Here is a 24,423-nt window from a genome sequence, read left to right on the forward strand (position 1 = left end):
TGCCTGGAATATTGTTAATATTTATAGGGGGTACTGTATGGATTATGTGAGGGATTACGCCATGTATGCTTCTATATTCGGTATGTTTAGTTTTAGTTGGTTTGGTTGGGCACAAGAAAACCCCAGATCCAGCTGGCGAAAATATATTGGCATAGCTTCTGGTGTATCCCTTCTCGTCTGCTTGATTGGTGTCTATTTAAGTGTGACGAACTGGGATGCTCCCTCCGTATTAAATGACAAGACCTCTTTTGATAATTATCTGATTTCTGTCTATATTGAATTATTGTTGGCTGGTGCTGGAGCTTCTATATTGATGAAATGTAAGTATAATGATTATGTTGCTCCTTGGATTGCCTTTATTGTAGGGATTCATTTTATTGGCTTAAAAAGTGTGTTTAACGATTTCAGTTTATACCTTTTAGCAGCACTTCTAGTTGCAATCTCTATCGTATCACTGTTCATATCTAAAAAACTTAAGGTCGCAAACAGTGCAATTACAGGCATTGGTGCTGGGACAGTTTTGTTCGCCTTCGCTCTATTAGGGTTAATTCGATATTTATCAATCTAGATACGAGTATGCTAAAGTTACCTTCGATTAATTATATTCACAAAAAAAACTCCCTTGATTTCTCAAGGGAGTTTCTTGTGATGCGGTCGAGAGGACTCGAACCTCCACGATATTGCTACCACACGGACCTGAACCGTGCGCGTCTGCCAATTCCGCCACGACCGCACATCATAATGACTTCATATCAAACTTGCGGTCACAAGATAGATCATACCATGCTGAGATTAAAGCGTCAATATATTTTCCAGCTTTTCTTATCGATCATTATTTTATGGATAATTATTGCTTTTAATTCCGAATATAAGGTATAATGAGAACAAAAGTTCGCATAATATAAATGAGGTGATTTATAATGGCGACTACGAAGTTGAAGACATCCATTGTTGATGAAGATGTTACTAAAGAAGAACTGTCCCTTGTCAGAAGCTATTTGCTGCTAACGTTTATTCATAAAGTTTTCGAGCGTGACTGCCGTGTAATCAGCAAAAGTGGTCTATTTAAGACCCCTCAGCTTTATATGGAGCTCTTGTCTGGTGCCACTAAGAAAACTTCACTAATGCTTCAAGAGGTTACGCGTGAATTGAGCTCACATGATCTGAAGATCACAACCGTTCGCCAAGATCAACGAGGAGTCGAGGCCTTGTACTCCTGTAGAGGATATCAAGGTGAGATGAATATATTATGGCCAGGATTCCGTAGAGAGATGATGCTGCGAATGCGTGCGTATCTCGGACTGTCCACAGAGCTCTCCATACTCTCCAGAGAAGAAAGTGACTCCCAGCTAGCTTTAAGTATTTAAACCGTCAGAGGCATATATGTAAGCAGAACAGCTCCCCACCCAATTTGGGTAAGGAGCTGTTTTTGCTGCGGAAACTATATATTATCAGGTTCTTTCCTTGGTTCGCTGAAGGGTTGGAATAAATAATTCCGATCTAGCTTTACTACTCGTCTATTCTGACGACGTATCATCACCTGCGAATCATCCCAAGCCAGAACAATCCCTTTTACATCATTACTTTCTATGCCGTCCCGCACCACACGAATTTTCTCGCCGGAAATTCGGTATGCATCCAATTGTTCATCGCTAATCATCATGAATTCCTCCCTCTGTATAGCTTATCCTATTTTCATCCAGAAAAAAGACCCAAATGAAAAATCATCTGGGTCTCGTATAAGTAATTGACCAATTGCATGTCTACTAAAGCATTCTTATATCAGCGCTTCATTCTTCTCGAACCAGAAATCAAGAACTTTAGCGGACATCACACGTTGCTCCAGATACTCCACTTGGTTTGTTGTGAATTTCTCCCTCCAAGGGAAGGAAAGTTCCTCACATAAACCTTTGATTGTCAGAAGTTCTGACCAAGCTACATAGCGTTTGTACCAAAAAAACTGAGGATGTTCAATCATATAGGGATACAGATCGTCGAATTCCGTGTGTTTGCAATCCAGCGCACGCTCGAAGTGATCCTTGGCCTCGGTTAATTTATCAATAAAAAATTGCTCAGTCACCGGTTCTTTCCCCATTGTGACGCCTCCTCCCTATGTCTGATTTTATTATAAAGGAAAATCTATAGGGTGAAAAGCAGTTGTTTGAAAAATAGGCCTGTTCTTATCTCAAAAACGGGTTAATCCCCAAATTCAATGGTGCCTCCGCTAAGAGAAGTAATTCTTACGAGTGACTCCAGTCGGATGCCTTGTTCTTTGATCGTCCGGGCTCCAGCCTGAAAGCTTTTTTCCACTACAACGCCAAGACCTACCAGCTCAGCGCCAGAGCGCTCGATGATCTTAATCAATCCACGTGCTGCATCACCATTAGCAATAATATCATCGATAAAGAGGATTTTATCCTCTGGAGAGATGAATTGGCGAGACAACATAATGTCGGTAACAATACCTTTCGTAAAAGAAGGAACTCTTTCACAAAGTGCGTCCGGATCTGCTAACAGTGTTTTTTTGCGACGTGCAAAAACTAACGGCACCTTTAACTCATATGCGGTGGCAAATGCCACGGCAATGCCCGAGGATTCCACGGTCACAATACGTGTAATTCCGCAGTCCGCAAACCTCCCGGCAAACTCCCGTCCCATTTCCATCGTAAGCTGCGGATCTACCTGATGATTCAACAGTGCATCCAGCTTCAGCACTTCATCCGAAACGACGACACCTTCCTCCAAAATCCGCTGTTTCAACACTTCCATGACTTTGAACCTCCAATACCCTTTATAATCGCAGACGTTCCGTACAAATGAATCACGGAAGTCATGTCCTACTGATCCTCATCATAACCTGTACTATACAGAGTGCACAAGGCAATCCTGCATAGCACACATTATGATTTTTCTTTTGTTCTTAAAACTATTAGGAGGGGAGCCATGAAATCACATGTCCGAACATTACAGATCGCATTCACTTACATTGGCACCATTGTAGGAGCCGGATTCGCCACCGGACAAGAAATATTAAAATTCTTCACTCGTTACGGACACTGGGCAGTCCTGACCATCCTGCTCTCTACTATACTGTTTATATGGCTGGGTACGAAAATGATGGTCATCGCTCGGCGCATAGAAGCAGAGTCTTATGAAGACTTTAACCGACACCTCTTCGGCGACCAAGTCGGAAGCACCATCAGTTTGTTCACGATGGTCATCTTAATCGGTGTCAACAGTATTATGCTTGCAGGCGCGGGCGCTATTTTTCAAGAGCATCTTGGATTTCATTATCAAACAGGGCTAATACTCACGCTGGTTGGTTCTTATTTTCTGCTTAAACGGGGAATTTCCGGTATTCTGCAAATGAACAGTCTGATCGTCCCATTAATGCTTACGCTGTCACTCATCATTATTTTTAATACCTTTCAAATTCCAGGAGCTCAGCGGTTCTTATTCCTAGAAACGGATCGGACAATCTTTGGCGCTTGGATGTCGCCGCTGCTCTACACCGCCTTTAATCTAGGTATGGCTCAAGCCGTATTAGTTCCCATGGCTCGACATACGGATGAAGAAAAATCTCTTGTCTGGGGCGGTATTATTGGTGGTGCCGGAATTGGCTTTATGTTGATCGCCGCACATTTCGCGATGAGCTCCCAGATGCCTGATATTCTCCAATTTGAAATCCCTATGGGCAACATCGCCATCCGGTTGGGTACTGTAGTACAAACTATATATTTGTTGCTGATCTTTTTGGAGATCTTTAGCACTTTTGTCGCTGACATTTATGGTGTCACCATGCAGCTTAAACAACGAATTCCAGTTAAACCCGCATTGATTACGCCGATTCTGATGTTGGTCTGTTATTTACTGAGCCAATTTGGCTTTAGCTCTCTACTCTCCGTGTTCTACCCGATCTTCGGAGCTTTGTCGATGGTCTGGGCTGTCATGCTACTACGTACGCCATGGTCTACTCCACCACGTAGCGATTCCTCATCGGGTTCGAGTGGAAAAGGGAACAGCCTTGTATCCATAAAACCAGTTACACGGAAATAACTGCTGCTGTTGGAATGATTCGTGCTGCCGCTTCCGCCACATGCTTGTGACAGGTCATCATCACAATCTGGCGGGAGACCGACAGTTCACCAAGCAGTGAAAGCGCAGCATGAAGACGAGCCTCGTCAAAATTGACGAATAGATCATCGAACAGCAGTGGTAACGATACTTGCCGAGACATCGTCTCTGCAAGTGCCAAGCGGATGGAAAGGTACAACTGTTCTGCCGTCCCACGGCTGAGCAGACCGCTGTCCAGCAGTCCAGCATCTTTGTGTTCCGCTTTTAGTTCTTTATGACCTAGAGTCATAACTACTCTTTTGTATTCCCCTTCGGTCAGCTTGGAGAAATAGTCAGATGCAAGCAAAAGTACCTGCGGTTGCTTCTCCTGTTCATAAATACGGCGGGTTCTTCCGATTAATTCAGCAGTTAATGCTGCTACCGCATACTTATCAGCCACGATTCGCAGAGCAGCTCTCTGCTCTTCCAATTGCTGAATAACAGAGTCCTCCATACAACGCTCTTTCAAATACTCCCTTTCCTGAAGCAGCTTTCCTCGTTGCTCCAGCAGGGTGTTCCACATTTCTTCTTCCCGTTCAGCTAGCTCTTCAGCTGCCGTACGTTCCTTCTGGAGTGCTGAAGCATCATGATGATCTAATAATAACTGCAAGGCGTTAACTCGCTCATCCTCCCAGCCTCCAAACATGGCTAGCTCCCACTGGCGAATGGATTTATTCAGCTCACTACGCCGCTGTACAGCAGCCGATCTCCTTAAGAAATCCTCCCCGCCTGTTGCTCCGCCTTCGTCCAACAGATGGTCACGCTGTTCTCTTAACTCACCTAATACCCTATGGCTCTCCTTAAGCTCTTCCAGAAGCTCTTGTAACCGTGACTGAATGCCTTCCCGGCGAACCAGGTCCTTTTTCAGTTCATCCCAAGCTCTTTTTCGAAGTTCCAGCCAGCTTAGTAAAGTTAGTGCAGATCGTCGCTGTCCATCGTGCGGATCCATATCAAAGCTAGTTGCCGCTACACCAGACTCGTCTAAAGGATCAGTACCTGATTCATAAATGAGAGCAAGCAGCTCCTCCTCGAACACGTTACACTCATCTTCCAGCTCTTTCAGACGTAAAGAGAGCTTATTCTCTTGGCGCAGCAGTTCGTTCCCCTGCTCCACCATAGCGAAGATATCCGGCAGCCCTTCCGGAGACAACCCTTCGGGCAATCTGCGCTCACGCAGCCATTCTTCATAGTGCTCAGCAGTTTGCGTAAAAGCCGTCTCTGCCAGGCTCATTTCTTCCGCGAGCAGCTTCTCTTGGCCTGCCAGCGTCTCCAGCTCCGTGCGGCAGGCATCCCGCTCGGCGGCATAGCGTTCAATGCGCTGCCGCCAAGCGGACCAAGCCTCCATGAGCCTGCGAAGCTCCCTCATGGAGGCTTCCAGCCCGCCTGCGTCAGGGCTGGACCCCGGGGCGGCCGATCGCCGCCCCGGCATGGCGCTCTCCGGCTCCGCCCCGGAGAGCAGCTGCCCCCGCAGCCGCAGCATCTCGGCTGCGGCTGTGCCCACGTCCCCGCCATGCACTGGCGGGGACGCTTCCGGCCGGCGCGCTCCGCTGAGGCCGGCCCAAAGGGCCAGATCGGCCGCTCCAAGCAGGCCGATCGCGAGCACTGCGCTGACCGGCGGAGCACCGGTTAGCCACAGCGCTGTGGGCAGCAGCACGGTTAGTGCTGCCCCAGCCCACAGCAGGCGCCGGTAGAGCGCGGCCATGCGCTGCGCGCTAGGGCCGTCACTTCCGGCGCCGGGGCCGCGCTGCGGCCCTTCGCTGAGCTGCGCTTCGCGCCAGCGCTCGGCCGCCTGCTGCAGCTCGTCCCACAGCTGCAGCACTTCTCGGGCGCTGCGCGGAGCCAGCTGCGCAAATGATTCGGCGCCGGTTGCGTGTTCACGCGCCAGCGCCCGTTCTGCTGCCTGCAGCGAAGCTGAGGCAGCGGCCAAGCGGGAACGCAGCGTCTGCCGTGCTGCGCCCTCCGCTTCCATGCGGCGATCATAACTTGCGAACGCCGCCGCAAACCTCCGTGCAGCTTCACGATCCGCCGCTGCACCCGAAAATGCAGTCAGCTCTGCCGCGCTCCAGCTGACATCAATGCCTCGCAGAATTCGCTGCAAATGCTCATTCAGCGCGGTCAATTCACCTTCTAGCCGCTGTCTTTCCGCTCGCAGGTTTTCATAGCTGCTCCGATGGCGATCCAGCCGCTCCAGGGCAGGCCCCTGCGCTGTTAACAATGCATCCGGCGGATTCTGCACCAGCTCAGCCGTAAGCTCACTTTGCAGACGTTCATAACGAGTTACTGCTCCCTGAGCATTCCGAATTTCACCTTCAAGTGCCTGATAGCGAATCGCTCCATCTTCAGGAAAGGTTGTAATCTCTGGCAGGTCCTGCAGCTCGAGCTGCGCATCGCTCCATTTTAACCACAATTCACGAACATCCTGAGCTTTGCGAAGCATCACGAGCTTGTCTCCTGTAAGCTTACGTTGTTGTTCCAGTTGATCTAGCTCAGATTCCGTAACCTTTAATGCTGCTATATTACCGTTATAACGTGGAAGATAAGAGCGGCTCTCCGCCATCTGACGCTCTAGTTTCTCAATAGCCTGAACGATTTTAGCAGCTTCCTGCAGCTTGCCCCGAGGTTTATACAGCTTCTCAGCTTCCTGTACCAATCGGCGTTCCGCACGCATGATCGTTCCACCACCGCCCATACCCGCGTGAAAGAGAAAGCTGCCCATCTCTTCTGATTGAAGCGCAGCAAGCTCCTGCAGTTCATCGAGAGAGACCGCGAACAATTGATGGAACATGCTCCGAGAGATACCACCAAGCAAAAGACGCTCCATTTCAGCTTGCCCTAGCTCTTGCGTTGTTCCATTCGGATGGTTAACCGTGATGTTCAGTTTCTCATTTCTTCCTAAGCCCTCACCACCAGCTGTATGGCGACGAATGGTCCACAGGGCACCATTACTATCACGTGCCTTCAGTATTCCCCCATGTAATCCGCCTTGCATAGGTTCATACCTCTCCGTAGGGTTACCACGACTTGGAATTCCAAACAGCATGGAGCGAATAAACTGTAACGTCGTGCTTTTTCCTGCTTCATTACGTCCATAGAGTATAGTAACTCCTTCCGATAGTTCAATCTCTCGGTTATGCAAACGTCCGAAGCCATGGATCTGCAAATGTTCAATTCTCATCTTCTGGAGCACCCTCCATTCCACCGAGCATTGTGATTCCCTGTTCTGCTGCACTACGAAGCCAACTTAACTTCTCCTCTTGACTTGTCACCGAGAGCAGCTGTCGCAGCTCCTGATTCTCCATGAGCGGCTTAAGCGCACTGTTTATTAATTCTTCAAGCGCTTCTGCTGAATGTTCCGTACGCTCTGTAATTCTCAGCATTTCTCCAAGAAAGCTATCCTCCTCTAATAACCGTTCACGATCAATAGCTAACCCGGATTCTACAGCGAATCCTTCCACCCAGACAAGTCCTTTATAATCTTTACGCTCAGCCCGTACCGCCTCACGGCGCTGGAGTTCAGACAGCAGATCCTCTACCGCTCCTTTTTCAGCTAATACTTTATGTACGTCCCCGCGTCCAATCAGACGAAATCTGACCACTGACATCAGCTCCGGGAGTTCCTCCCTGATATCGTCAATCTCCTGCTCCACCCTTTGTATCCATTCTGCTTCATGACTCAATCCCTCAATGGACAGATCCCTTACCTGCCAGCGAACATAATCAAGCTCATGAAAATGGGGCGTGGCACTTCCAGCCTCATCAACATCCACAACATAACAACCCTTTGGTCCGGTTTCCTTAATGCTACGTCCTTGTATATTGCCCGGGTAAATAATCGCCGGTTTTTCATGCAATACACTACGTTTATGGATATGTCCAAGTGCCCAATAATCAAAACCCCGTTCGATAAGGTCCCTACGACTGCAAGGAGAATACGTCTCGTGCAGCAAATCACCGTCTACATTCCCATGCAGCATAGCAATATGAAACAGACGGCTGCCAGGCTTTCGAGAAAAGGTCACTGCAGTGTTGTCCGTAACTTTCGCAGTCGGATAGGAGATTCCACTAACAATAGCCACTTCTTGACCATCTTTGCGACGGTAAGCAATAGCGAGATCTGGCTTCTCTCCTCCAAACACGGTTACATGCCTGGGCATTTCTGTAGTCAGACGCAATCCGTCAAGTGGATCATGATTGCCATGGATCAGAAACACGTGTATTCCTTGCTGACTCAGTTCCTTGAGTGCTTCCTGAAATCGCAGTTGACCCTGTAAGGAAGCGTCAGAAACATCGTATACATCTCCACTGATGACGATAAAATCAACATTCTCTTGGATGGCAACGCGGACAAGCCGCCCAAGGGCGGCGAAGGTCGACTCACGTAAATAAGAACGAATGGCTGGCGAAATATGCGCCAGCCCAGCAAATCGGCTATCCAGATGTAAGTCAGCAGCATGTAGAAATCGAAATGGAATCATAGCTGCTCACCCCTTTGTTCCTGAGGGATACTGTAAGTATGTCTTTTTAAGTTCATTAGCGACACGAGTCAGCGAATACAAGCTTTTCGCTTTATCCCAAGCCGAACGAGAAAGCTCATAACGATAAGCCGGATCAGATATCACCTTCTCTAAAGCGTCAGCAAGAGCAATCTCATCATCAGGACTGACGAGCAGGCCATTCACACCATCTTCAATCTGCTCCGGTATCCCGCCTACATTCGTCCCAACTAAAGCCAAGCAGCTAAGCGCTGCTTCTGCAAACACCGATCCGAAGGCCTCCGCCCGAGAAGGCAGCACGAAAATATCAAAGAAAGGCATGAATTCTTCCGGATGGAGCGTATATCCATAAAAAATCGTTTCATTATAAATCCCTAATTGCTTAGCCATGTTTTCCAAATCCGCACGGGAAGGTCCATCTCCAATAATATGCAGTACATATTCATGGCCGCGATTTTTAAGCTCAGCACAGGCCTTGAGTAAAGTATCAATTCCTTTGGCTGGAACTAGACGAGTCACAGTCACTAGCTGTGGTACAGCGTTGTCATGCGGGACTGGCTTAAACCTTTTCTCATCAAAACCATTCGGTATTACTCCTATATTAGAAGGATCTAGAATATAAGGCGCCACATACTCTGCAAAAGCTTGCGACACAGTCATTAACCGATCACTAACATGCTCAAGTTCGCGGTATAGCGAAACTAGAAACTGATGTTCCAGCCCACCTTCAGAAATAGCTCCATTCAGAATCAGCTCTCGCTCATAACTGGAATGTAAGGTTTGAATTAACGGAGTATTTGGAAATACTTTTTTCATTGCTAAACCAGCAATTGGATGATGGGAATGGATAAGATCATATGTCTTGCTCATTCGTAGTTTAGTCCACCATAGATAATCACGGTAGGTCTGAATATATTTCTGAACGATCTGACTTTCCCCAAACTGGGTCCAATCAAAGGTCTCGAATATGACTTCTTCATGTCCCTTGTTGCGAATCCGCTTAGGTAACCAAAACAAATCCATCTCCCAGCGGCTTGAACGGAACCTTTCCTGAAGATAAGGGATCATGGATGATACACCACCGGGTTGCTCCGGCGGGAAGAAGAGCGCTTGCAGCAAATTCATATGGTACATCCCCTTTACAATTGCCTTACGTACAGTAAGACTTGGCAATTATGATATAGTTGTGTATATGTAGAATTTCAGGTACGATTACGTTCCCCATACCTTGATTTTATCGGTATAAACATGAAACAGCAACTAAGAAAAAGGAGAATGATCTATGAAGGAAGAACAGCTGCCTGCCTCTTACACCGCATATATACAAGAAATGCTGGGGCAAGAGGCAAATGCTTTTCTAGAAAGTTATTCAGCACCACGAACGCAAGGGCTTCGCTTTAATCCATTGAAAAGTATCTCGGATTCAGGTCAAGTCGCAGTAGAACGCACAGTCTCACAGTTTGATCTGAAACCTATCCCATGGTGCCCTGATGGTTATTATTATGAAGAGCCCGCTCGACCAGGCAGGCACCCTTACCATGCTGCTGGACTATATTATATTCAGGAGCCTTCCGCAATGTCCGCAGCTGAACTGCTGGCACCTAAACCCGGTGAAACCGTCCTCGACCTTGCAGCAGCCCCTGGGGGGAAAACTACGCATATCGCTGGTTTAATGCAAGGACAAGGCTTCTTAATTTCTAATGAAATCCATCCAGAGCGCGCAAAAATCCTTGCAGAGAACGTAGAACGTTTAGGCATTAAGAATACCCTCGTAACCTGTGCAACGCCAGAGCAGCTGTCTTCGCGCTTTCCACTTGCCTTTGACCGAATTATGCTAGATGCTCCTTGCTCAGGAGAAGGCATGTTTCGAAAAGATCCAAATGCCGTTCAAGAATGGTCTCCTGACCATGTGGTTATGTGTGCGGCGAGACAATGGGACATCCTGCAGGACGCCTACCTTATGCTTAAGCCTGGGGGTACTCTGGCCTATTCTACTTGCACCTTTAACCGTCAAGAGAATGAGGAGACCATTGCCCGATTGACGGATCGGTACCCCGATATGGAACTACTTACCTGCAAGCGCCTTTGGCCACATTTAGAAAAAGGCGAAGGCCACTTTGTTGCACTCCTACGTAAGCACAGTGTCACCGAAAACGATGTTAATGATGATGCCAAACGCAGCACCAGTAAACGTCGGAATAAAAACAACCCAAAAATTAATTCTTCCGTACGCGATGCGTACCAGTTATTCCAAGACTGGGCTTCGTTAGAGCTTCCTGGTTTCTCATATCAAGGCGTCCCTCTGCTGTTCGGAGAATCCCTATATTTACTGCCTGAATCCTTTAATGGCAACCTCCATACTGGGCTGCTGGATGGTTTGCGTATTCCTCGTGCCGGGCTACATATTGCCCATTTGAAGAAAAATCGGATTGAACCCGCTCACGCCCTAGCGATGGCGATTCAGCACACACAAGTAACACGTAGTTTTGATCTCAGTAGTGGGGGGCTGGAAATACATGCTTGGCTCCGGGGAGAAAGCTTACCAGTGCCGGTTGAATTACATGGATGGACACTTGTAACTTTAGATGGATTGCCGATAAGTTGGGGCAAAGCAAGTGCAGGCCAACTTAAGAATCATCTTCCTAAAGGACTTCGCATCTTAAAAGCCCATATTGACGAGCAATAGGCCATAGACCAGTACATCCAGTCCACTTTGGCATATGATGTCATTATCTCAGAAAGCTGCGACACCCGCCGTAGCAATGAGAATAAGACATACGTTAAGGAGGAATATATCATGGGTGAATTTCATGGAGGAGCCTTCACTTCAACTGGTGCGATCTTGGTACTCTTTATCTTGCTCGTAATCATTTCCCGTTCGTTGTTCGTTTAATACCATTCCGGCTAAATAGACGGTGAAATTAAAGCGGCTGTGTCGTCCTTTTTGGGGCGGTGCGGCCGCTTTATTTCTTTCCAGCATAACATTTCCATTTGTTGTTCTCGTGAATATTTACCGTTTGAAAGCCAGCTTTCCGAAATAAATGATCTATCTCTTCGTTCTTTGTATATTGTTTCATGTGATAATTAATTTTATAGACCTCAGAAATAATAACAAACGTTCCGCCTGCCTTCAGCACCCTATACACTTCACTTATATCATGTTCAAGATCGGGCCAGAAATAATGCGTCTGAATAGCCGTGATCGTCCCGATAAATCCATCATTGAACGGTAAAGCCGATACGTCTCCCTGACTAATCTTCACCCTACCTGCGGCAACAGCCTTATTGTTTTTTTGAATGGATGTCTCCACAGCTTGCTGAGAATAATCTAAGCCGTAGATTTTCTGATATTTATTATGTTTTGCAAGCGTATGTATAGTTTGACCGCCACCACAGCCTATGTCCAAAATAGGGGCGTTGTTCATCTTTTCTATTTTTTTAAGCCCCCACGCTGTTATGCTGGAATGTGCCTGGTTCATGATCTTGATCATGATATTCCCCACGAATCCTCTCGGGTTCTTGGCTTGATCGATCAGTGCATTCAATAATCCCATATTTGTACCTCCCAATCAATTGGACATACCAGCAGCCTGATCACTTGATATATGTTCCGTAAGATTTTCAGCTGTAACTACCCACATATCTGCTTGATACTCTATTTTATGAATACTTGTATATGAAGTCGGGAAATGGGCATTCTTATTGGTCCACGTTAGCCCTTTTAAAATATGATAAATAATATTAATTACGCCACCATGCGTTACCACAATTACATTTTCTTTTGGATCAGTACTCTCCAGTTCATTACATAGTTTTGAGAAACTTATATTAATTCGCGTAAAAAAATCCTGCGGACTTTCTCCTCCTGGAAATCTCTCATCCATTCTTAATTCTGAGAAATAGAGACCCGGGTATCGTTCATTTGCAATTTCATGGGGCATTCCAGCGATTACACCATTATTCGTTTCTCTCCAAGACTGACTGCTTTCAACAGGCAAGCTTAGCGCTCTGGCGATCTCATTTGCTGTATCTAACGCACGCTGCAAATCACTGCTAAGGATACGAGTGATGTTAAAGCTAGACTGATTTTCCTTAAGATAACAACCAAGTCGTTCGGCTTGTCTATAGCCCTCTACTACAAGTCCACGTTGACTCCAACCCCCACGATAGCCTTCATCATCTATTCCATGCCGTATAAAATATATAGCCATCGGTTGTACACCTCCAAAAAAGATTGTTATACATTTGCATTAAACTTCGAGATCGCTTGTTTTTGAAGTTGATCCCAATGGGGCGTCGCAATGTTTGCTTGTTGTTTCAACTTATCAAACGAATTAAACAAAGCTGCAATTTCGCTGAAAGAACCATCTACAAATTTCATAAAGGGTAATTTATGAATTATTTTCAGACCATAGTATACACCCTGTTTATGTTTTCGAATAAAGTCTACTTGACCTGCTGGAGTGATCGTATAGTCTAGCTTCTCCATCATTTGAAACCCTTCGTCCATTACTGAAATGGCTTGTTTTAATAGCTTCTTATCTTTAGATACCTTTTTCAAATCCCCGTCATGAAGATAATTAAGGGAGTTCAAAGCCACTATAGGCACGATATGACTTTTGAGCCAAGCATCCATATCCTCATGATAAGTTAGCTTATACTTAGCGTTCTCAAACGCTTTTTCCAGTAAGTGTTTTATTGGGATCTCACCGTCAAGACTGCCAAGTACCATTTGCCCACCTGCGTGTATTTTGATAACTCGACCGCTCGCTTCACGAATTCCTGCGCTAAGCTGAAATCCAAAGAGTATATTTTTTCTTACATCGCTCATTTCCTGAAGATTCTTTTGCATTTCGTGAGCATCGCCATTATTACCCACAAGAATTATATTCTGACTCTGATTTTTAGCTAAAATAGGTAATACGGCTGGAAAATCATTGTATTTCATAACAACAAAAATAAGATCATAGTGATCATCCGGTTGAAGCTCTGAGATGACTTTTACAGAATCCATAGTGTTTTTAAATTGAAAATAATGGCGAAGTACAAGACCATCTTTCGTCAATTGCTCTGCACGCTTCCCTCTGGCAAGCACTGTGACATCGTTTCCCCCACGCACCAGGACATGTGCAAGATAGCTGCCTAAAACTCCCGCTCCAAAAACTAATACTTTCATGTTCAACTCCTCTATCCCTTTTTAGACATTTGTTGAATTTCGATCAACTGTTCGATAAAATCAGATTATCACATCTCCGGTAGGGTTCAATCGTTAGTTTGATCGGTTTTGTTGATTTTTCAACAAAATACAATACATTGTTTAATAAAAAGGGAGTATTACCATGGATAGAAGAATTAAAAAAAACCAAACAGCCATCATGAATGCATTAATTCAACTAATGGCTGAAAAAGATTTTGAAAAAATAACGATTAACGAAATCGCAGAGCGCGCTGATGTAAACCGCGGAACGATTTATTCCCATTATGCAGATAAATATGATCTGATGGATAAATGCCTGGCGGCTCAGCTCCAGCAACTAATCGAAAGCTGCTCCGCTGTGGAGGATGAAACCGAACCCAATCCCTCTAAGGCGTCATTACTCCGCACGCTGGAACAATTGGAGGAGAATGCTCTCTTTTATAAGACTTTATTAAGAAACAAAGCTTTGCTCTCCTTTAGAAACCAATTACAAGATATGATAAATAATCAAATCAAAACACAATTCTTAGAAAACAATTTAAACCTAGATAAGTTAAGTAAGGATATATCCGTACAATTTTTGAGTTCGGCAACTGTCGGAGTGATTGAATGGTGGTTTACCCATAGTAATCCTTGCTCTGCAAAAGAAATTACTGAAAAGTTATGGTCAATGCTCGATCTGAATCTGCAAATGATCCGTTCCCAAGCTTGACAATGTTATCCCATATCCATCTCATAAATGGAGCTGATGATCTTTTCAATTTGGATCTCCTTAATGGATATATCAAGAATCTCTACCTTTTCGCTAAGAATATGAAGAAACTCACCCATTTTACACTGCTCGGTATCGATCTCTAATTCCACTTCGTAATCCGATATTCTTTCCGATATCAGAGTCCCAGGCAGGTCAATATCTCCAATCGTTGTAGCTGCAGAAAGCCTGACCACTTTTTTAGCGCCTAGATGAAGTCGAAGTTCGGAGAACTTATCGTCATATACTTTTTTACCTTGATGAATAATTAGTACTCTTTGCACCAAACGCTCCACATCTTCCAAGTCATGTGTCGTTAGAATAAATGTGGTGCCTTCCTGATTCATTTGCTTAATGAATTCTCTGATTCTTTGTTTAGCTATAACATCCAGCCCGATCGTCGGCTCATCCAAAAAAACCACTGGCGGAGAATGAAGCATTGCCATAATAAACTCGCATTTCATTCGTTCTCCCAGTGAAAGGGTGCGCGTAGGCTTAGTGATAATATCACCAATCTCAAACATACTTACAAATCGATCTAGTCTTGTACGAAAGTCATTCGTAGGAATATCATAAATTTCCTTGTTCATATAAAAGCTATCCAAAGGAGGAATGTCCCATATTAACTGCGATTTCTGTCCGAACAGTACTCCGATTTGTTTTACATATTGATTTTTCTGCTTATGAGGGTTGTATCCTAGAACATTTATCTCTCCCGATGTGGGATAGAGAACACCTGTCAGCATTTTAATAGTCGTAGATTTCCCCGCGCCGTTTGGGCCCAAAATGCCAATGATCTCTCCTTTTCCAACACTGAACGAAAGATCTTCTACAGAGGTGATAATCGATTTTTCACGGTGAAACAGACTTTTAAATACGCTTTTCGCATCTTGTCCACGGTGATACGTTTCATATTGCTTAGTTAAATTCTTGACGGTAATAATGTCCAATGTAATTCTCCTTCATACAAATTCATCCTCCGGCACTTTTGTAACTACGAAGCATGTACGTATAGAGCCAAATTCCGAAGGCAGCAAATAACACACAAGGGATAATCGCTATAAAAAAATAGGCTTCCCATCGTCCAATCAGAGTAGATGCTGGAAAATAAGCAATCATGGAAACCGGAAAAAGAAAAGAACTTACGGCTACGACTGCTTTAGGGAAAATCGTCCCTGGATAACGCCCAAAAGACTTAATGCTCTCAAACATCTCCGGCAAGCGGGAATTCGCTACCCATTTGAAGGAAATTGCTGCCACAATAAGCGCCACGCCGAACATAACAAGCAGCCCTGCGCCAAACAACAACAGGAACAAGAACCAAGAGCCGATGGTCATCCCATCGATTCCGCTAAGTGCGTATACGAACATGATTACTCCTCCACCTAAAAGCCCGATACTTTCGAACTCAAAAGATCTGGCCAACAGCAGAAAAAGGCTCGAGGTTGGTTTAATTAATACCACTTCCAAAGTCCCTTCTACTACATGAGACATTGTATTCCACATAATTCCGTTAAAAAAAATCCCGGCACAAGCCGTAGACAAAATGAACACAGATTGAATTAATAGTGCCTCTTTAAAGGTCCATCCTTCAAATGAAGCATTCGAATTATAGATGAACACCGTTACTAGGGGAAACAACACATTCCCTATGAGCATGATAAGGCTATTAAGAATAAAATTAACACGATAAGTGATAGCAGAAGCAATATTCGCCTTCATGCAGGTTTTATATATTTGATACATACGTTTCATGCGCCCACCCCCGTAAAATGCTTAAGCGATACCGCATACAGCACCCGGCAGACTATTCCGGCAATAATAACGGCTACAAGCTGCAACAACAAAACTTGGGGAATAGGTAAGGTTATATCAGCTAAAGTATAGCTACCTGTATAGACCATTGCAGGCAGAAAGGTCGTATATTGAAACGGTAAGAAAAAGGAAGCCAGCTGTAAGGATTTTGGGAAAAAGACCAATGGAATCAGTGATCCTGAGAATATCCCCTCGCAAAGACTGAAAAAGTTACGAATACTGGAGGATTGCACCATCCAAAATGCGACCATGCCAATACTATAATGGATGAAAAAGTTCATCATGAATGCCATAGCTATCGATAGCATTGCGTATAGTAAATTTGCGGGTAAAACATCAATATGAAAAATAAAGAAGAAGATCATAAAACAGGGTATAAATTCAAATAGAAGCCCAAGTACCCTATGCCCTGCCTTCTGAGACAATGCATAGAACATATGATTCATTGGTCTTAAAGAGAACGTAATGAATTTCCCGGTGCGAATGAGCATTTGTAAATTCCAATCGGCAAAATCCATGGTCAAGTAGTTGATCAACATCGTGGCACAAAAATAAGAGAGCATCTGAGAGAGCGACATCCCGTTAATAGAGGATTCTCCACTATAAACAGCGCTCCATATGTAATACTGCACCAAAAAATATAGCGGGCCTACAAAAATAGAAACCATCGAATGCGTTCTGTACGCACTCCATTCCTTATAAGTAACAAAAGCAACCGCTCTCATAACGCGAAAGCGGTGCTTTATCTTCTCAAACATAAGTCACATCCTGCCTATCTTTGATATCTCACAACATATAATCTTATTCTTATTCGAGTCCGGACCAGATCACATTGTTTGTACCGAAAATCGCTCTACCGTCCCATATATTTTTATGAAAAGGGATATACCAAACGGCAATCAGCTGTTCAACCGGATCAACGACCAAAGAACAAGACCCCCATCCTTCATGAAAAAAAGTGCCTTCAGAATAAGATGTACTTTCATTATATCGAAGGTCTGGCCCAAGACCGTATGGTCTATCTGCTCCTCCATCTCCCCATGCGTAGTTTGGAAGTTTTTCAGAATTGAACCGCTTGGTCATTTTCTGAACAGCCATCCGACTTAAGATATGACCACCTTCGTATTCCCCATGGTTAAGCAGCATGATTCCGAACTTTTGTAGATCATTAACGGTTGAATACATTCCCCCACCCGTTCCGGGAGTCTTGATTTCTTCCTCAGACCTTTGTTCTTCATCCGTAATTTCCCCGTTTTGCAGCTTCTGAAGATATTCCTTGGCTTCTTCCGAACGAATAGCGATCCTACCAGCTTTCTCAGGCGGTATATCAAAGAAAGTATCTGTCATGCCTAACGGTTTTACAATGTTGTCCATTATGTAATCTTCTGCAATAACACCTGTTATTTTCTCGATAATTGCACCAAGAACCACGTATCCGAACGATGAATACATCCATTGAGTCCCTACCGGAAAACGAATACCATAGGAAAGTCCAGCTTTAATCCAGTTTTCTTTTCCAAGCTCTGATTCATAAATATACCACCATGCACTTTTATAGTAGGTATCACTTATAGTGCCATGATCAGGTGCGATGCCGGAGGTATGCGTCAGTAAATGAGCAATTGTAATCGGCTTAAAAGGATCGGCATCAAACTCCGGAAGAATAGAACTAACTGGCTGCCCCATAAAAATTTCACCATCATCTGCTAGCTGCCAGATCGCTGTTGCCGTAAACAGCTTAGTAATAGAAGCGATTCGAAATATTGTATCCGTTTTCAACTCTTGGCCGCTATCTTCTTCGTAACTGAAGCGCCCCCCCGCTCTATTAGCAAATATTTTTCCATAACGACTAAGAGAATAAATATAGCCATCGGCTACTTTCTTATTACAGAGATCCTCATAAAAATGATTAAGTGCCTCTAATCGGTCCTCCCTGTAATTCACTTCGTTCAGCTTGCTAAGCTCTGTGGATGATAACATTATTCGCACTCCCCCTATCAATCATTAAAAAGAATAGCAATTCTCAAAAATGTAAATTTAACCTAACTTATAATACCTTTTCAATATAATAGTTACAACATGATATTTCATACACTATTAAATTAATTCAGATTATTAATCACATAAATAGCATGTACTAAAATCCTAATAATTGGTAGGTCAATTTTATATTTATTTATTTTTTACATATCTCACTTCCTGTTGGCTACTGTCATGAATGGAGCAAAAAGCGCTGTTCTACTGAACAGCGCTTTTTACTCCATATGAAAACGACCTTATTATTCTAGTTCGGCGGGCTTTACAATGGTTGTACCTTTGTTATTCTTGGAATACTTAGCTTCGATTTTCGTGTTGTATGTATCCTTTTCTCCATCACTTATCAGCACATAACTCAGATCGACTGTCAGTTTTTCCGTCTGCCAGGTCTTAGTATTGACGAATAATTTCCACGTTACGCTTTTGGGTTGAACTGTCTCACCATCCCAGAGGTTCTCCTGGTCATAGAGCTTGATTATTCCCTTAGCTGCTGTCGGATCGGTTACCGTGAATTGCAGGACTGTCTGAGCACCAGCAGTGCTGACTTTCATAGATTTTTTATATTTTTTTACCGAATCAAGCATGGAAACAGGATCGTATTGACCTTTGGAGTAAAAAGAATCCCACTCCATCTTCTCCAGTCCAATCCAATACTGCGCATCAGGATCGATTGGCTCACCGTCATCGTCGTAACCTTCATCTTCAGATTCATCGATCAGTTCACTTCCGTCTACAAGATAGTAAAACTCCTTGTCATTGGCATATAGACTGTACGTTGTTTCTAAAAGACTACTATCAACGGTGCCGGCTGCAGCAAAATTCGGCAGTCGATTAATATCCAGCTTCAGTGTGTTAGTGTTGCTGATACGTACCCCACCGCTCTGAATATCCTGTTTTTTGATCACATCTAAGTGAAAATTCTTTATTGCTTTAGAGGCTGCCGTTACTTTGCTAATCATTTGATCCGCGGTTACTGCTGTTGTGGTAGCGGCAGACACGACTTCAGGATTAGACATCCATCCGATCGTTCCGGACAGCAATAAAGCACCTACTGCCAAACTAGTGCCTATTGTTTTGAAAAAACTGTTCATGTACTTCCCCTTTCGGCCCCTTGCGATAATGTAACGCCGTATAGGTCGAAATAATAAAAGAGCTCAAAATTGACTACATATTCTTAGAGCTATCCTTTATGCTTCATAAGACATCCCTATGGCGGCCTGGCGATCATTTCCTTCTGTAGAAAGGCTTTAGACCCATGGCTTTGTGTCATCATCTTTCGATGATTTTACCTTTAACGCGGACAATCAATTAGTTTTAATTAGCTTACGGACGCATGTCCCACCGCTAATTTTATCATGGTTATAATTACCTGTAAACGACTTATCTTCCATTTCTATTTACCGTCGATTTACTCGTATCCTTATGTCAACGTAAAAAAAAGCATAAAACAGGACTCCAGTCCGCTTTATGCTTTGCATCTAAAATTATTTTACAGGATCAAAAAGATTAGGATAAACAATATTTAACCAGCGCATCACGCACACCATGCTCATTGTTCGAACCCGTAACAGCATTCGCTGCCGCTTTTACCTCTACAGGAGAATTATCCATCGCCACGCCCATCCCCGCATAGGTAAGCATAGAAATATCATTAAAATAATTACCGATTGAGAGGACTTCTTCTTGCGGAATTCCCAGCTTCACAGCGAGATTTCTTAATGCGTTTCCCTTAGAAGATTCGGGATGCATCAAATCAACGAAAAATTCACCACTCCGCAAAATATTGTACTCAGGAGCCCAAGTACGCCATTCACGTTCAGCTTCGTCAAGGATTTCTGGCTGTGTAAATACAGTAAACTTAACAACCGGTTCACGGAAATCTTCCCATGCGGGCAGCGTCGCTGGCACAATACGGAAGTGCTCATACATATAATTAGCTTCTTTAGTCAGATTCTCTACATTATCAACATACATATCAAAAGCAGTATTCACATCATAATGAATATTGTGCTTACGGCAATAGTCAATATAGGGGTCAAGACCACGTGCATCCATACCATATTGGTGCAGCACTTCTCGATCTTCCACTCGTACCGTCGCTGCTCCATTGTGACCAAGCACGTAACCAGTCAGCCCCATTTCCTCCATGAAAGGAATCGAGTTCTGTGGACTGCGTCCCGTACACAATACGATTTGACCGCCAAGACGTGTAACCTCAGCAATAGCTTCCTTATTCTCAGAGCTTAAGTGGTGATCATCATTTAATAGCGTACCGTCCACATCTAGTGCAATCAGTTTGTATCTCATACTCCACCATCCTTGTCTTTCTTTTTCTATATTATCCTTGAGATGATTCTGCGCCTAAGAGTGCCAGTTCCTCTAACGTCAGTTCCCGACAAGCTCCAAGCGGCAGACTTTCATCCAGCTTCAATTCTCCCATAGATACACGTTTCAGAAAAGTGACTTTTTTGCCTACCGCCTGAAACATACGCTTCACCTGATGAAATTTCCCCTCAGTGATGATAAGTGAAATATGGGAAATCACTTTGCTGCCGCGCTCTCTTCCAAGAATGGTTAAGTGTGCAGGTAAAGTAACGTAGCCATCTTCCAGCTCCACCCCTGCTGCAAAAGCCGCGACATCATCCGCGTCTACATCGCCCTCGATGGTTGCCTCGTACGTTTTCGGGACATGCTTACGTGGCGACAGCAATTCATGGGCAAGCTTCCCATCATTAGTGATCAGCAGCAGTCCCACAGTATCCTTATCTAGCCTTCCTACAGGAAACGGTTCAAACTGTGCATACTCGTGCTTTAAAAGATCCAAAACCGTCCGATCCCGCTTGTCCTCCGTAGCTGACAGGACACCCGGGGGTTTGTTCATCATAAGATATATGAATTCACGGTAGGTAACAACTTCTCCCCCTACCTCTATTTTATCGGCATAAGGATCCACATGGAACCCACTATCTTTTACCACGGTCCCGTTCACCAATATTAAGCCTTGTTTAGCTTGTTTACGGATATCACTGCGCGACCCCACTCCAATATGGGACAACACTTTATCTAATCGTTGTTTTTTGGCGGGCTTACCTGATTGGCTCATTGCTACATCCACCTCCAGCCTGCGGGATATTCGTTCTTGAGTATGCCATCCTGCCACTTACCCCAGCCTGCGCTGTAGCCATCAATGCAGACCAGAACGTATCCCTTTTGGGCACTTCCTATTCTAATAGAGAGACGTTCTTGAGAAATCGACAACGTCTCTCCTTTAAGATAGGAAATAGCTTCATGATTCGTACTGGAGAGTGAGACACTTCGGCAGCTTTCTTCCGGATGCAAAGCTGTAGCCATTGGATGCCCTGGAATAAATCTTCCGTTACGGATTTGTCCTACATACCATCCCGGGCGGATCGTCTTTAATCCATTTAGTCTTTCCTTAGGAAGTGGAGAAATGTACAGATGGTCACCGAACAGAACCGGATATCCTTGCGGTTCCCAACCAAGCTGATCTCGCACAAAATTTTCATACGCAGTCAAAGCTTGCTCGTCACCTGAAACTTGCCGACCACGGTCAGCGCCACCAGTAGGTTTGTGAGAGGGTTTCCCTTCTTTCCCCCGTCTTCCTTCTGATTTATTGGATGATTTAACGTGTGCTGCACTTTTTGGAGTAGTAGTTCTTGCTCTTGCAGATTCGTTTAACTTGACCTCTAAGTGATCACGTTCCTCCATTGAGCGCTTAGTTCCCCCATGTTGCAATACAGCCATGAAATGTCCTTCGCCTTTCACCTTATGCGGCCACAGTCTTGCTGTTCCTGAGAGTTCTCCGAAGCCAGGAGCGAATGAGCCTGTACCTCCTACCGTCACCACTGAGAATTGTGGATGTTCAGAAATAAACTCGGCTATAATTTCCTCATTTTCTTCTGTAGCAAAGGTACAGGTGGAATAGACAAGTGTACCTCCCGGTGCCAATGCTGTTGCAGCAGAACGTAAAATATCCCGCTGCATGGAAGCATATTTGGCAGGTGTACCTGAATCCCACTGCTTCACCATGTCTTCATCTTTACGGAACATCCCTTCACCAGAGCAGGGAGCATCAATCAAGATCTTGTCAAAAAAAAGCGGGAATGCAGCCGCGATATGATCTGGACTTTCGTTCAGTACAATACCATTACGAACCCCATACAGCTCCAGATTTTTAGCTAGAGCTTTAGTCCGTTCTGGATGAAGATCATTACTAACCAGCAATCCTTTACCTAACAGCTTGGCTGAAATCTGCGTAGATTTCCCCCCAGGGGCGGCACATAAATCAAGTACACGATCACCTGGTTCAATATTAAGCAATTCCACAGGTGCCATCGCACTCGGCTCTTGAATGTAATATAAACCTGCGTGGTAGTGAGGATGTTTACCAGGTCTAGCCCCATTCTCTGTATAAAATCCTGTCGGACACCAAGGAATGGGTTCCAGTCCCAAAGTAGAAAGAGCCTTTAAGCTCTCCACGGAAATCTTCAAGGTGTTAACACGGACGCCTCCGTATGGGGTTTCCTTATAAGAATCCGCAAATTGATTATAATCTGTTCCCAGCATGTCCATCATACGCTCGCTGAAAGAACTGGGCAATTGTGCCGCCATGATGCCGTCCTCCTGATAGTATTGCAAAAATTTAGGTGTTTAAAGATTCAAGGAACACCCCTACGGGTGTCCCTTATACAATACTCATATATAGAGGATCTTTACTTACGATGAAAGGATGTCGGTCTCTGAGGACCACGTCGTTGAGGGTTATTCGGTGTGATAGCTACAGCTGCATTCTCCACTTGGTCCGCTAGACTCGGATCAATAATCTCTATGGTTAGATCGTAATAAGAAAATGGCCGCTCATCATATGATGCTAAGCGCCGAACATAATCTTTCACTTCCTCCACGAGTTTCGCCAAATTAATGCCGAGTGTCGCTGCTGGATATTCTTCCAGTTTGGCAGAAGCACCACTCAGCATAATAGCTGCACCGCGCACATTCTGATTGCGAAAATGGTATAACCCTACCGCTACTTGAAGAAGTGCTTTGTACAAAGGATTTCGGTCCTGGGCAAGCCACAGTTCTTCGAGCACCTCGTGACATTCAAAATAATCCCTGTCACGATTAAAGTACACTAGGTATTCCAAGTACAATGGTTCATAAGCCATCCGGCAAACTATCCTTTTTAGCTGCGGAAAGGAGTCCCCGCACATGATCTAGAAGTTCCTTCATCGCTTCCATATCCTGAACCTGCCATATTTCGTTAAAGCGAGCCTGCGTATCTATAGCCTCATTCACCAAGTGATAGAAATACAATTGATGAATGGCCTTGAGAATCTGAGTGGTCATATTCGAGTTTTCCTCGAATGTCTTCTGTGCTTCCAGAATCTCTTCCCGAATACTGGACATTTCACTGTCGAGGATCGATGCTGCTTCAGCTGCCGTCTTTAGTCGAACACGCATTTCATCGGGTAGACTCTCCCGATATTTATAGTTCAGGGAATGCTCTATGGTAGCCCAGAAATTCATAGCTAGCGTACGAATTTGGATCTCCGCGAGCACAATTTTCTGGCCAAGCGCTGTTTGCACAGGATATTTAATAATCATATGGAAGCTGCGGTAGCCGCTCTCTTTATAATTAGTGATGTAATCCTTCTCATAGAGTACTTCAAGATCCTTACGGGCCCGGATATATTCCGCCACTCTGCGGATATCCTCTACGAATTGGCACATGATCCGAATTCCTGCAATGTCTTCAATCCCCGTCTCCAGATCTTCCATCTTCACATTCAGCCGTTTAGCCTTTTCCAGAATGCTTGACAGCCGCTTTACACGCCCCGTTACGAATTCTATCGGCGTGTATTCCTCTCTTTTCTTCAACTCCGAACGCATTGTTTTGAATTTAACTTTCAATTCTTCCACAGTCTGTTCATATGGAAGCAAAAAAGTTCCCCAGTCCCTGCCGTCCATCGCCTTCGTCCTCCTGTCCTTTCGTCTCC

General features: G+C 44.6%; 25 protein-coding genes, 1 tRNA gene and 1 riboswitch. Of the genes, 6 read left to right on the plus strand and 20 right to left on the minus strand.

Annotation, left to right across the window (positions count from 1 at the left end; translation table 11 throughout):
- Positions 1 to 37: 37 nt before the first annotated feature.
- Positions 38 to 568, plus strand: a complete 531-nt coding sequence (locus ACQKMP_RS04160; RefSeq protein WP_339246969.1) for a hypothetical protein — start codon at positions 38 to 40, stop codon at positions 566 to 568.
- A gap of 81 nt (positions 569 to 649) precedes the next feature.
- Here ACQKMP_RS04160 and ACQKMP_RS04165 read toward each other — a convergent pair.
- A tRNA-Leu gene (locus ACQKMP_RS04165) sits at positions 650 to 733 on the minus strand.
- Between the two features lie 187 nt (positions 734 to 920).
- On the opposite strand from ACQKMP_RS04165, the gene ACQKMP_RS04170 reads away from it, so the two are divergent.
- On the plus strand, positions 921 to 1,367 hold the full coding sequence (locus ACQKMP_RS04170; protein WP_042186902.1) for a hypothetical protein: 447 nt from the start codon (positions 921 to 923) through the stop codon (positions 1,365 to 1,367).
- A gap of 74 nt (positions 1,368 to 1,441) precedes the next feature.
- Here ACQKMP_RS04170 and ACQKMP_RS04175 read toward each other — a convergent pair whose 3' ends face one another.
- From ACQKMP_RS04175 to ACQKMP_RS04185, 3 genes are all read right to left on the minus strand, one after another.
- Positions 1,442 to 1,660, minus strand: a complete 219-nt coding sequence (locus ACQKMP_RS04175) for a hypothetical protein (RefSeq protein ID WP_042186900.1) — start codon at positions 1,658 to 1,660, stop codon at positions 1,442 to 1,444.
- A gap of 117 nt (positions 1,661 to 1,777) precedes the next feature.
- Positions 1,778 to 2,095 (minus strand): hypothetical protein, encoded by a 318-nt coding sequence (locus ACQKMP_RS04180; protein WP_036689410.1) that lies wholly within the window; start codon positions 2,093 to 2,095, stop codon positions 1,778 to 1,780.
- Positions 2,096 to 2,196: 101 nt separating this feature from the next.
- The gene (locus tag ACQKMP_RS04185) at positions 2,197 to 2,769 is read right to left on the minus strand and encodes a xanthine phosphoribosyltransferase (protein ID WP_042186897.1); all 573 of its coding nucleotides are present in this window, start codon (positions 2,767 to 2,769) and stop codon (positions 2,197 to 2,199) included.
- A 174-nt stretch (positions 2,770 to 2,943) separates the two neighbouring features.
- Here ACQKMP_RS04185 and ACQKMP_RS04190 point away from each other — a divergent pair, with 174 nt between their 5' ends.
- Positions 2,944 to 4,056: a YkvI family membrane protein gene (locus ACQKMP_RS04190; protein ID WP_042186895.1), complete on the plus strand. Its 1,113-nt coding sequence runs from the start codon at positions 2,944 to 2,946 to the stop codon at positions 4,054 to 4,056.
- Here the strand turns inward: ACQKMP_RS04190 and ACQKMP_RS04195 are convergent.
- From ACQKMP_RS04195 to ACQKMP_RS04205, 3 genes are read right to left on the minus strand one after another with little or no spacing between them, the layout of a single operon-like run.
- Complete coding sequence (locus tag ACQKMP_RS04195) at positions 4,043 to 7,288, minus strand: AAA family ATPase (RefSeq protein ID WP_427468874.1); 3,246 nt, start codon at positions 7,286 to 7,288, stop codon at positions 4,043 to 4,045. The two genes, ACQKMP_RS04190 and ACQKMP_RS04195, sit on opposite strands and share 14 nt — an antisense overlap.
- Positions 7,278 to 8,588, minus strand: a complete 1,311-nt coding sequence (locus ACQKMP_RS04200; protein WP_427468875.1) for a metallophosphoesterase family protein — start codon at positions 8,586 to 8,588, stop codon at positions 7,278 to 7,280. The genes ACQKMP_RS04195 and ACQKMP_RS04200 overlap by 11 nt, the downstream gene beginning before the upstream one ends.
- Positions 8,589 to 8,594: 6 nt before the next feature.
- Complete coding sequence (locus ACQKMP_RS04205) at positions 8,595 to 9,731, minus strand: glycosyltransferase family 4 protein (RefSeq protein ID WP_042186889.1); 1,137 nt, start codon at positions 9,729 to 9,731, stop codon at positions 8,595 to 8,597.
- Between the two features lie 157 nt (positions 9,732 to 9,888).
- Here ACQKMP_RS04205 and ACQKMP_RS04210 point away from each other — a divergent pair, with 157 nt between their 5' ends.
- Together ACQKMP_RS04210 and ACQKMP_RS04215 are read left to right on the plus strand one after the other, a co-directional pair.
- Positions 9,889 to 11,292: an RsmB/NOP family class I SAM-dependent RNA methyltransferase gene (locus ACQKMP_RS04210; protein ID WP_042186887.1), complete on the plus strand. Its 1,404-nt coding sequence runs from the start codon at positions 9,889 to 9,891 to the stop codon at positions 11,290 to 11,292.
- 111 nt (positions 11,293 to 11,403) lie between these two features.
- Positions 11,404 to 11,499, plus strand: a complete 96-nt coding sequence (locus tag ACQKMP_RS04215; RefSeq protein WP_197069771.1) for a sporulation protein YjcZ — start codon at positions 11,404 to 11,406, stop codon at positions 11,497 to 11,499.
- A gap of 70 nt (positions 11,500 to 11,569) precedes the next feature.
- On the opposite strand, the gene ACQKMP_RS04220 is transcribed toward ACQKMP_RS04215, so the two are convergent.
- From ACQKMP_RS04220 to ACQKMP_RS04230, 3 genes are read right to left on the minus strand one after another with little or no spacing between them, the layout of a single operon-like run.
- On the minus strand, positions 11,570 to 12,160 hold the full coding sequence (locus ACQKMP_RS04220) for a class I SAM-dependent methyltransferase (RefSeq protein ID WP_427468876.1): 591 nt from the start codon (positions 12,158 to 12,160) through the stop codon (positions 11,570 to 11,572).
- Between the two features lie 15 nt (positions 12,161 to 12,175).
- Positions 12,176 to 12,817: a histidine phosphatase family protein gene (locus tag ACQKMP_RS04225; protein ID WP_042186883.1), complete on the minus strand. Its 642-nt coding sequence runs from the start codon at positions 12,815 to 12,817 to the stop codon at positions 12,176 to 12,178.
- Between the two features lie 26 nt (positions 12,818 to 12,843).
- Positions 12,844 to 13,782: a ketopantoate reductase family protein gene (locus tag ACQKMP_RS04230; RefSeq protein WP_042186881.1), complete on the minus strand. Its 939-nt coding sequence runs from the start codon at positions 13,780 to 13,782 to the stop codon at positions 12,844 to 12,846.
- A gap of 163 nt (positions 13,783 to 13,945) precedes the next feature.
- On the opposite strand from ACQKMP_RS04230, the gene ACQKMP_RS04235 reads away from it, so the two are divergent.
- Complete coding sequence (locus tag ACQKMP_RS04235; RefSeq protein WP_042186879.1) at positions 13,946 to 14,515, plus strand: TetR/AcrR family transcriptional regulator; 570 nt, start codon at positions 13,946 to 13,948, stop codon at positions 14,513 to 14,515.
- A gap of 5 nt (positions 14,516 to 14,520) precedes the next feature.
- Here the strand turns inward: ACQKMP_RS04235 and ACQKMP_RS04240 are convergent, their stop codons facing one another.
- The 10 genes from ACQKMP_RS04240 to ACQKMP_RS04285 all read right to left on the minus strand — a co-directional run bounded on the left by ACQKMP_RS04240 (position 14,521) and on the right by ACQKMP_RS04285 (position 24,394).
- Positions 14,521 to 15,504 (minus strand): ABC transporter ATP-binding protein, encoded by a 984-nt coding sequence (locus ACQKMP_RS04240; protein ID WP_231573419.1) that lies wholly within the window; start codon positions 15,502 to 15,504, stop codon positions 14,521 to 14,523.
- 22 nt (positions 15,505 to 15,526) lie between these two features.
- Positions 15,527 to 16,309 (minus strand): ABC transporter permease, encoded by a 783-nt coding sequence (locus ACQKMP_RS04245; protein ID WP_042186878.1) that lies wholly within the window; start codon positions 16,307 to 16,309, stop codon positions 15,527 to 15,529.
- Positions 16,306 to 17,127: an ABC transporter permease gene (locus ACQKMP_RS04250; RefSeq protein ID WP_427468877.1), complete on the minus strand. Its 822-nt coding sequence runs from the start codon at positions 17,125 to 17,127 to the stop codon at positions 16,306 to 16,308. The genes ACQKMP_RS04245 and ACQKMP_RS04250 overlap by 4 nt, the downstream gene beginning before the upstream one ends.
- Before the next feature lie 49 nt (positions 17,128 to 17,176).
- A complete protein-coding gene (locus tag ACQKMP_RS04255) occupies positions 17,177 to 18,349 on the minus strand; it encodes a serine hydrolase domain-containing protein (RefSeq protein WP_427468878.1) in 1,173 nt (390 codons plus the stop codon).
- 299 nt (positions 18,350 to 18,648) lie between these two features.
- A complete protein-coding gene (locus ACQKMP_RS04260; RefSeq protein ID WP_427468879.1) occupies positions 18,649 to 19,497 on the minus strand; it encodes a DUF6612 family protein in 849 nt (282 codons plus the stop codon).
- Between the two features lie 117 nt (positions 19,498 to 19,614).
- Positions 19,615 to 19,706: riboswitch (cyclic di-GMP riboswitch) on the minus strand.
- A 206-nt stretch (positions 19,707 to 19,912) separates the two neighbouring features.
- Positions 19,913 to 20,713, minus strand: coding sequence for a Cof-type HAD-IIB family hydrolase (locus ACQKMP_RS04265; protein WP_042186870.1), 801 nt, complete (start codon positions 20,711 to 20,713; stop codon positions 19,913 to 19,915).
- Positions 20,714 to 20,744: 31 nt separating this feature from the next.
- Positions 20,745 to 21,509, minus strand: a complete 765-nt coding sequence (locus ACQKMP_RS04270; protein ID WP_427468880.1) for a pseudouridine synthase — start codon at positions 21,507 to 21,509, stop codon at positions 20,745 to 20,747.
- A gap of 2 nt (positions 21,510 to 21,511) precedes the next feature.
- Positions 21,512 to 23,038 (minus strand): RsmB/NOP family class I SAM-dependent RNA methyltransferase, encoded by a 1,527-nt coding sequence (locus ACQKMP_RS04275; RefSeq protein ID WP_427468881.1) that lies wholly within the window; start codon positions 23,036 to 23,038, stop codon positions 21,512 to 21,514.
- 101 nt (positions 23,039 to 23,139) lie between these two features.
- Positions 23,140 to 23,592, minus strand: a complete 453-nt coding sequence (locus ACQKMP_RS04280) for a DUF309 domain-containing protein (protein ID WP_427468882.1) — start codon at positions 23,590 to 23,592, stop codon at positions 23,140 to 23,142.
- Entirely contained in the window at positions 23,582 to 24,394 is an 813-nt protein-coding gene (locus ACQKMP_RS04285; protein WP_042126350.1) for a GTP pyrophosphokinase, read from the minus strand. The genes ACQKMP_RS04280 and ACQKMP_RS04285 overlap by 11 nt, the downstream gene beginning before the upstream one ends.
- Positions 24,395 to 24,423: the final 29 nt, after the last annotated feature.

It is taken from the genome of Paenibacillus sp. NPDC101420, assembly GCF_050277435.1.
Classification (GTDB): Bacteria; Bacillota; Bacilli; order Paenibacillales; family Paenibacillaceae; genus Paenibacillus_AQ.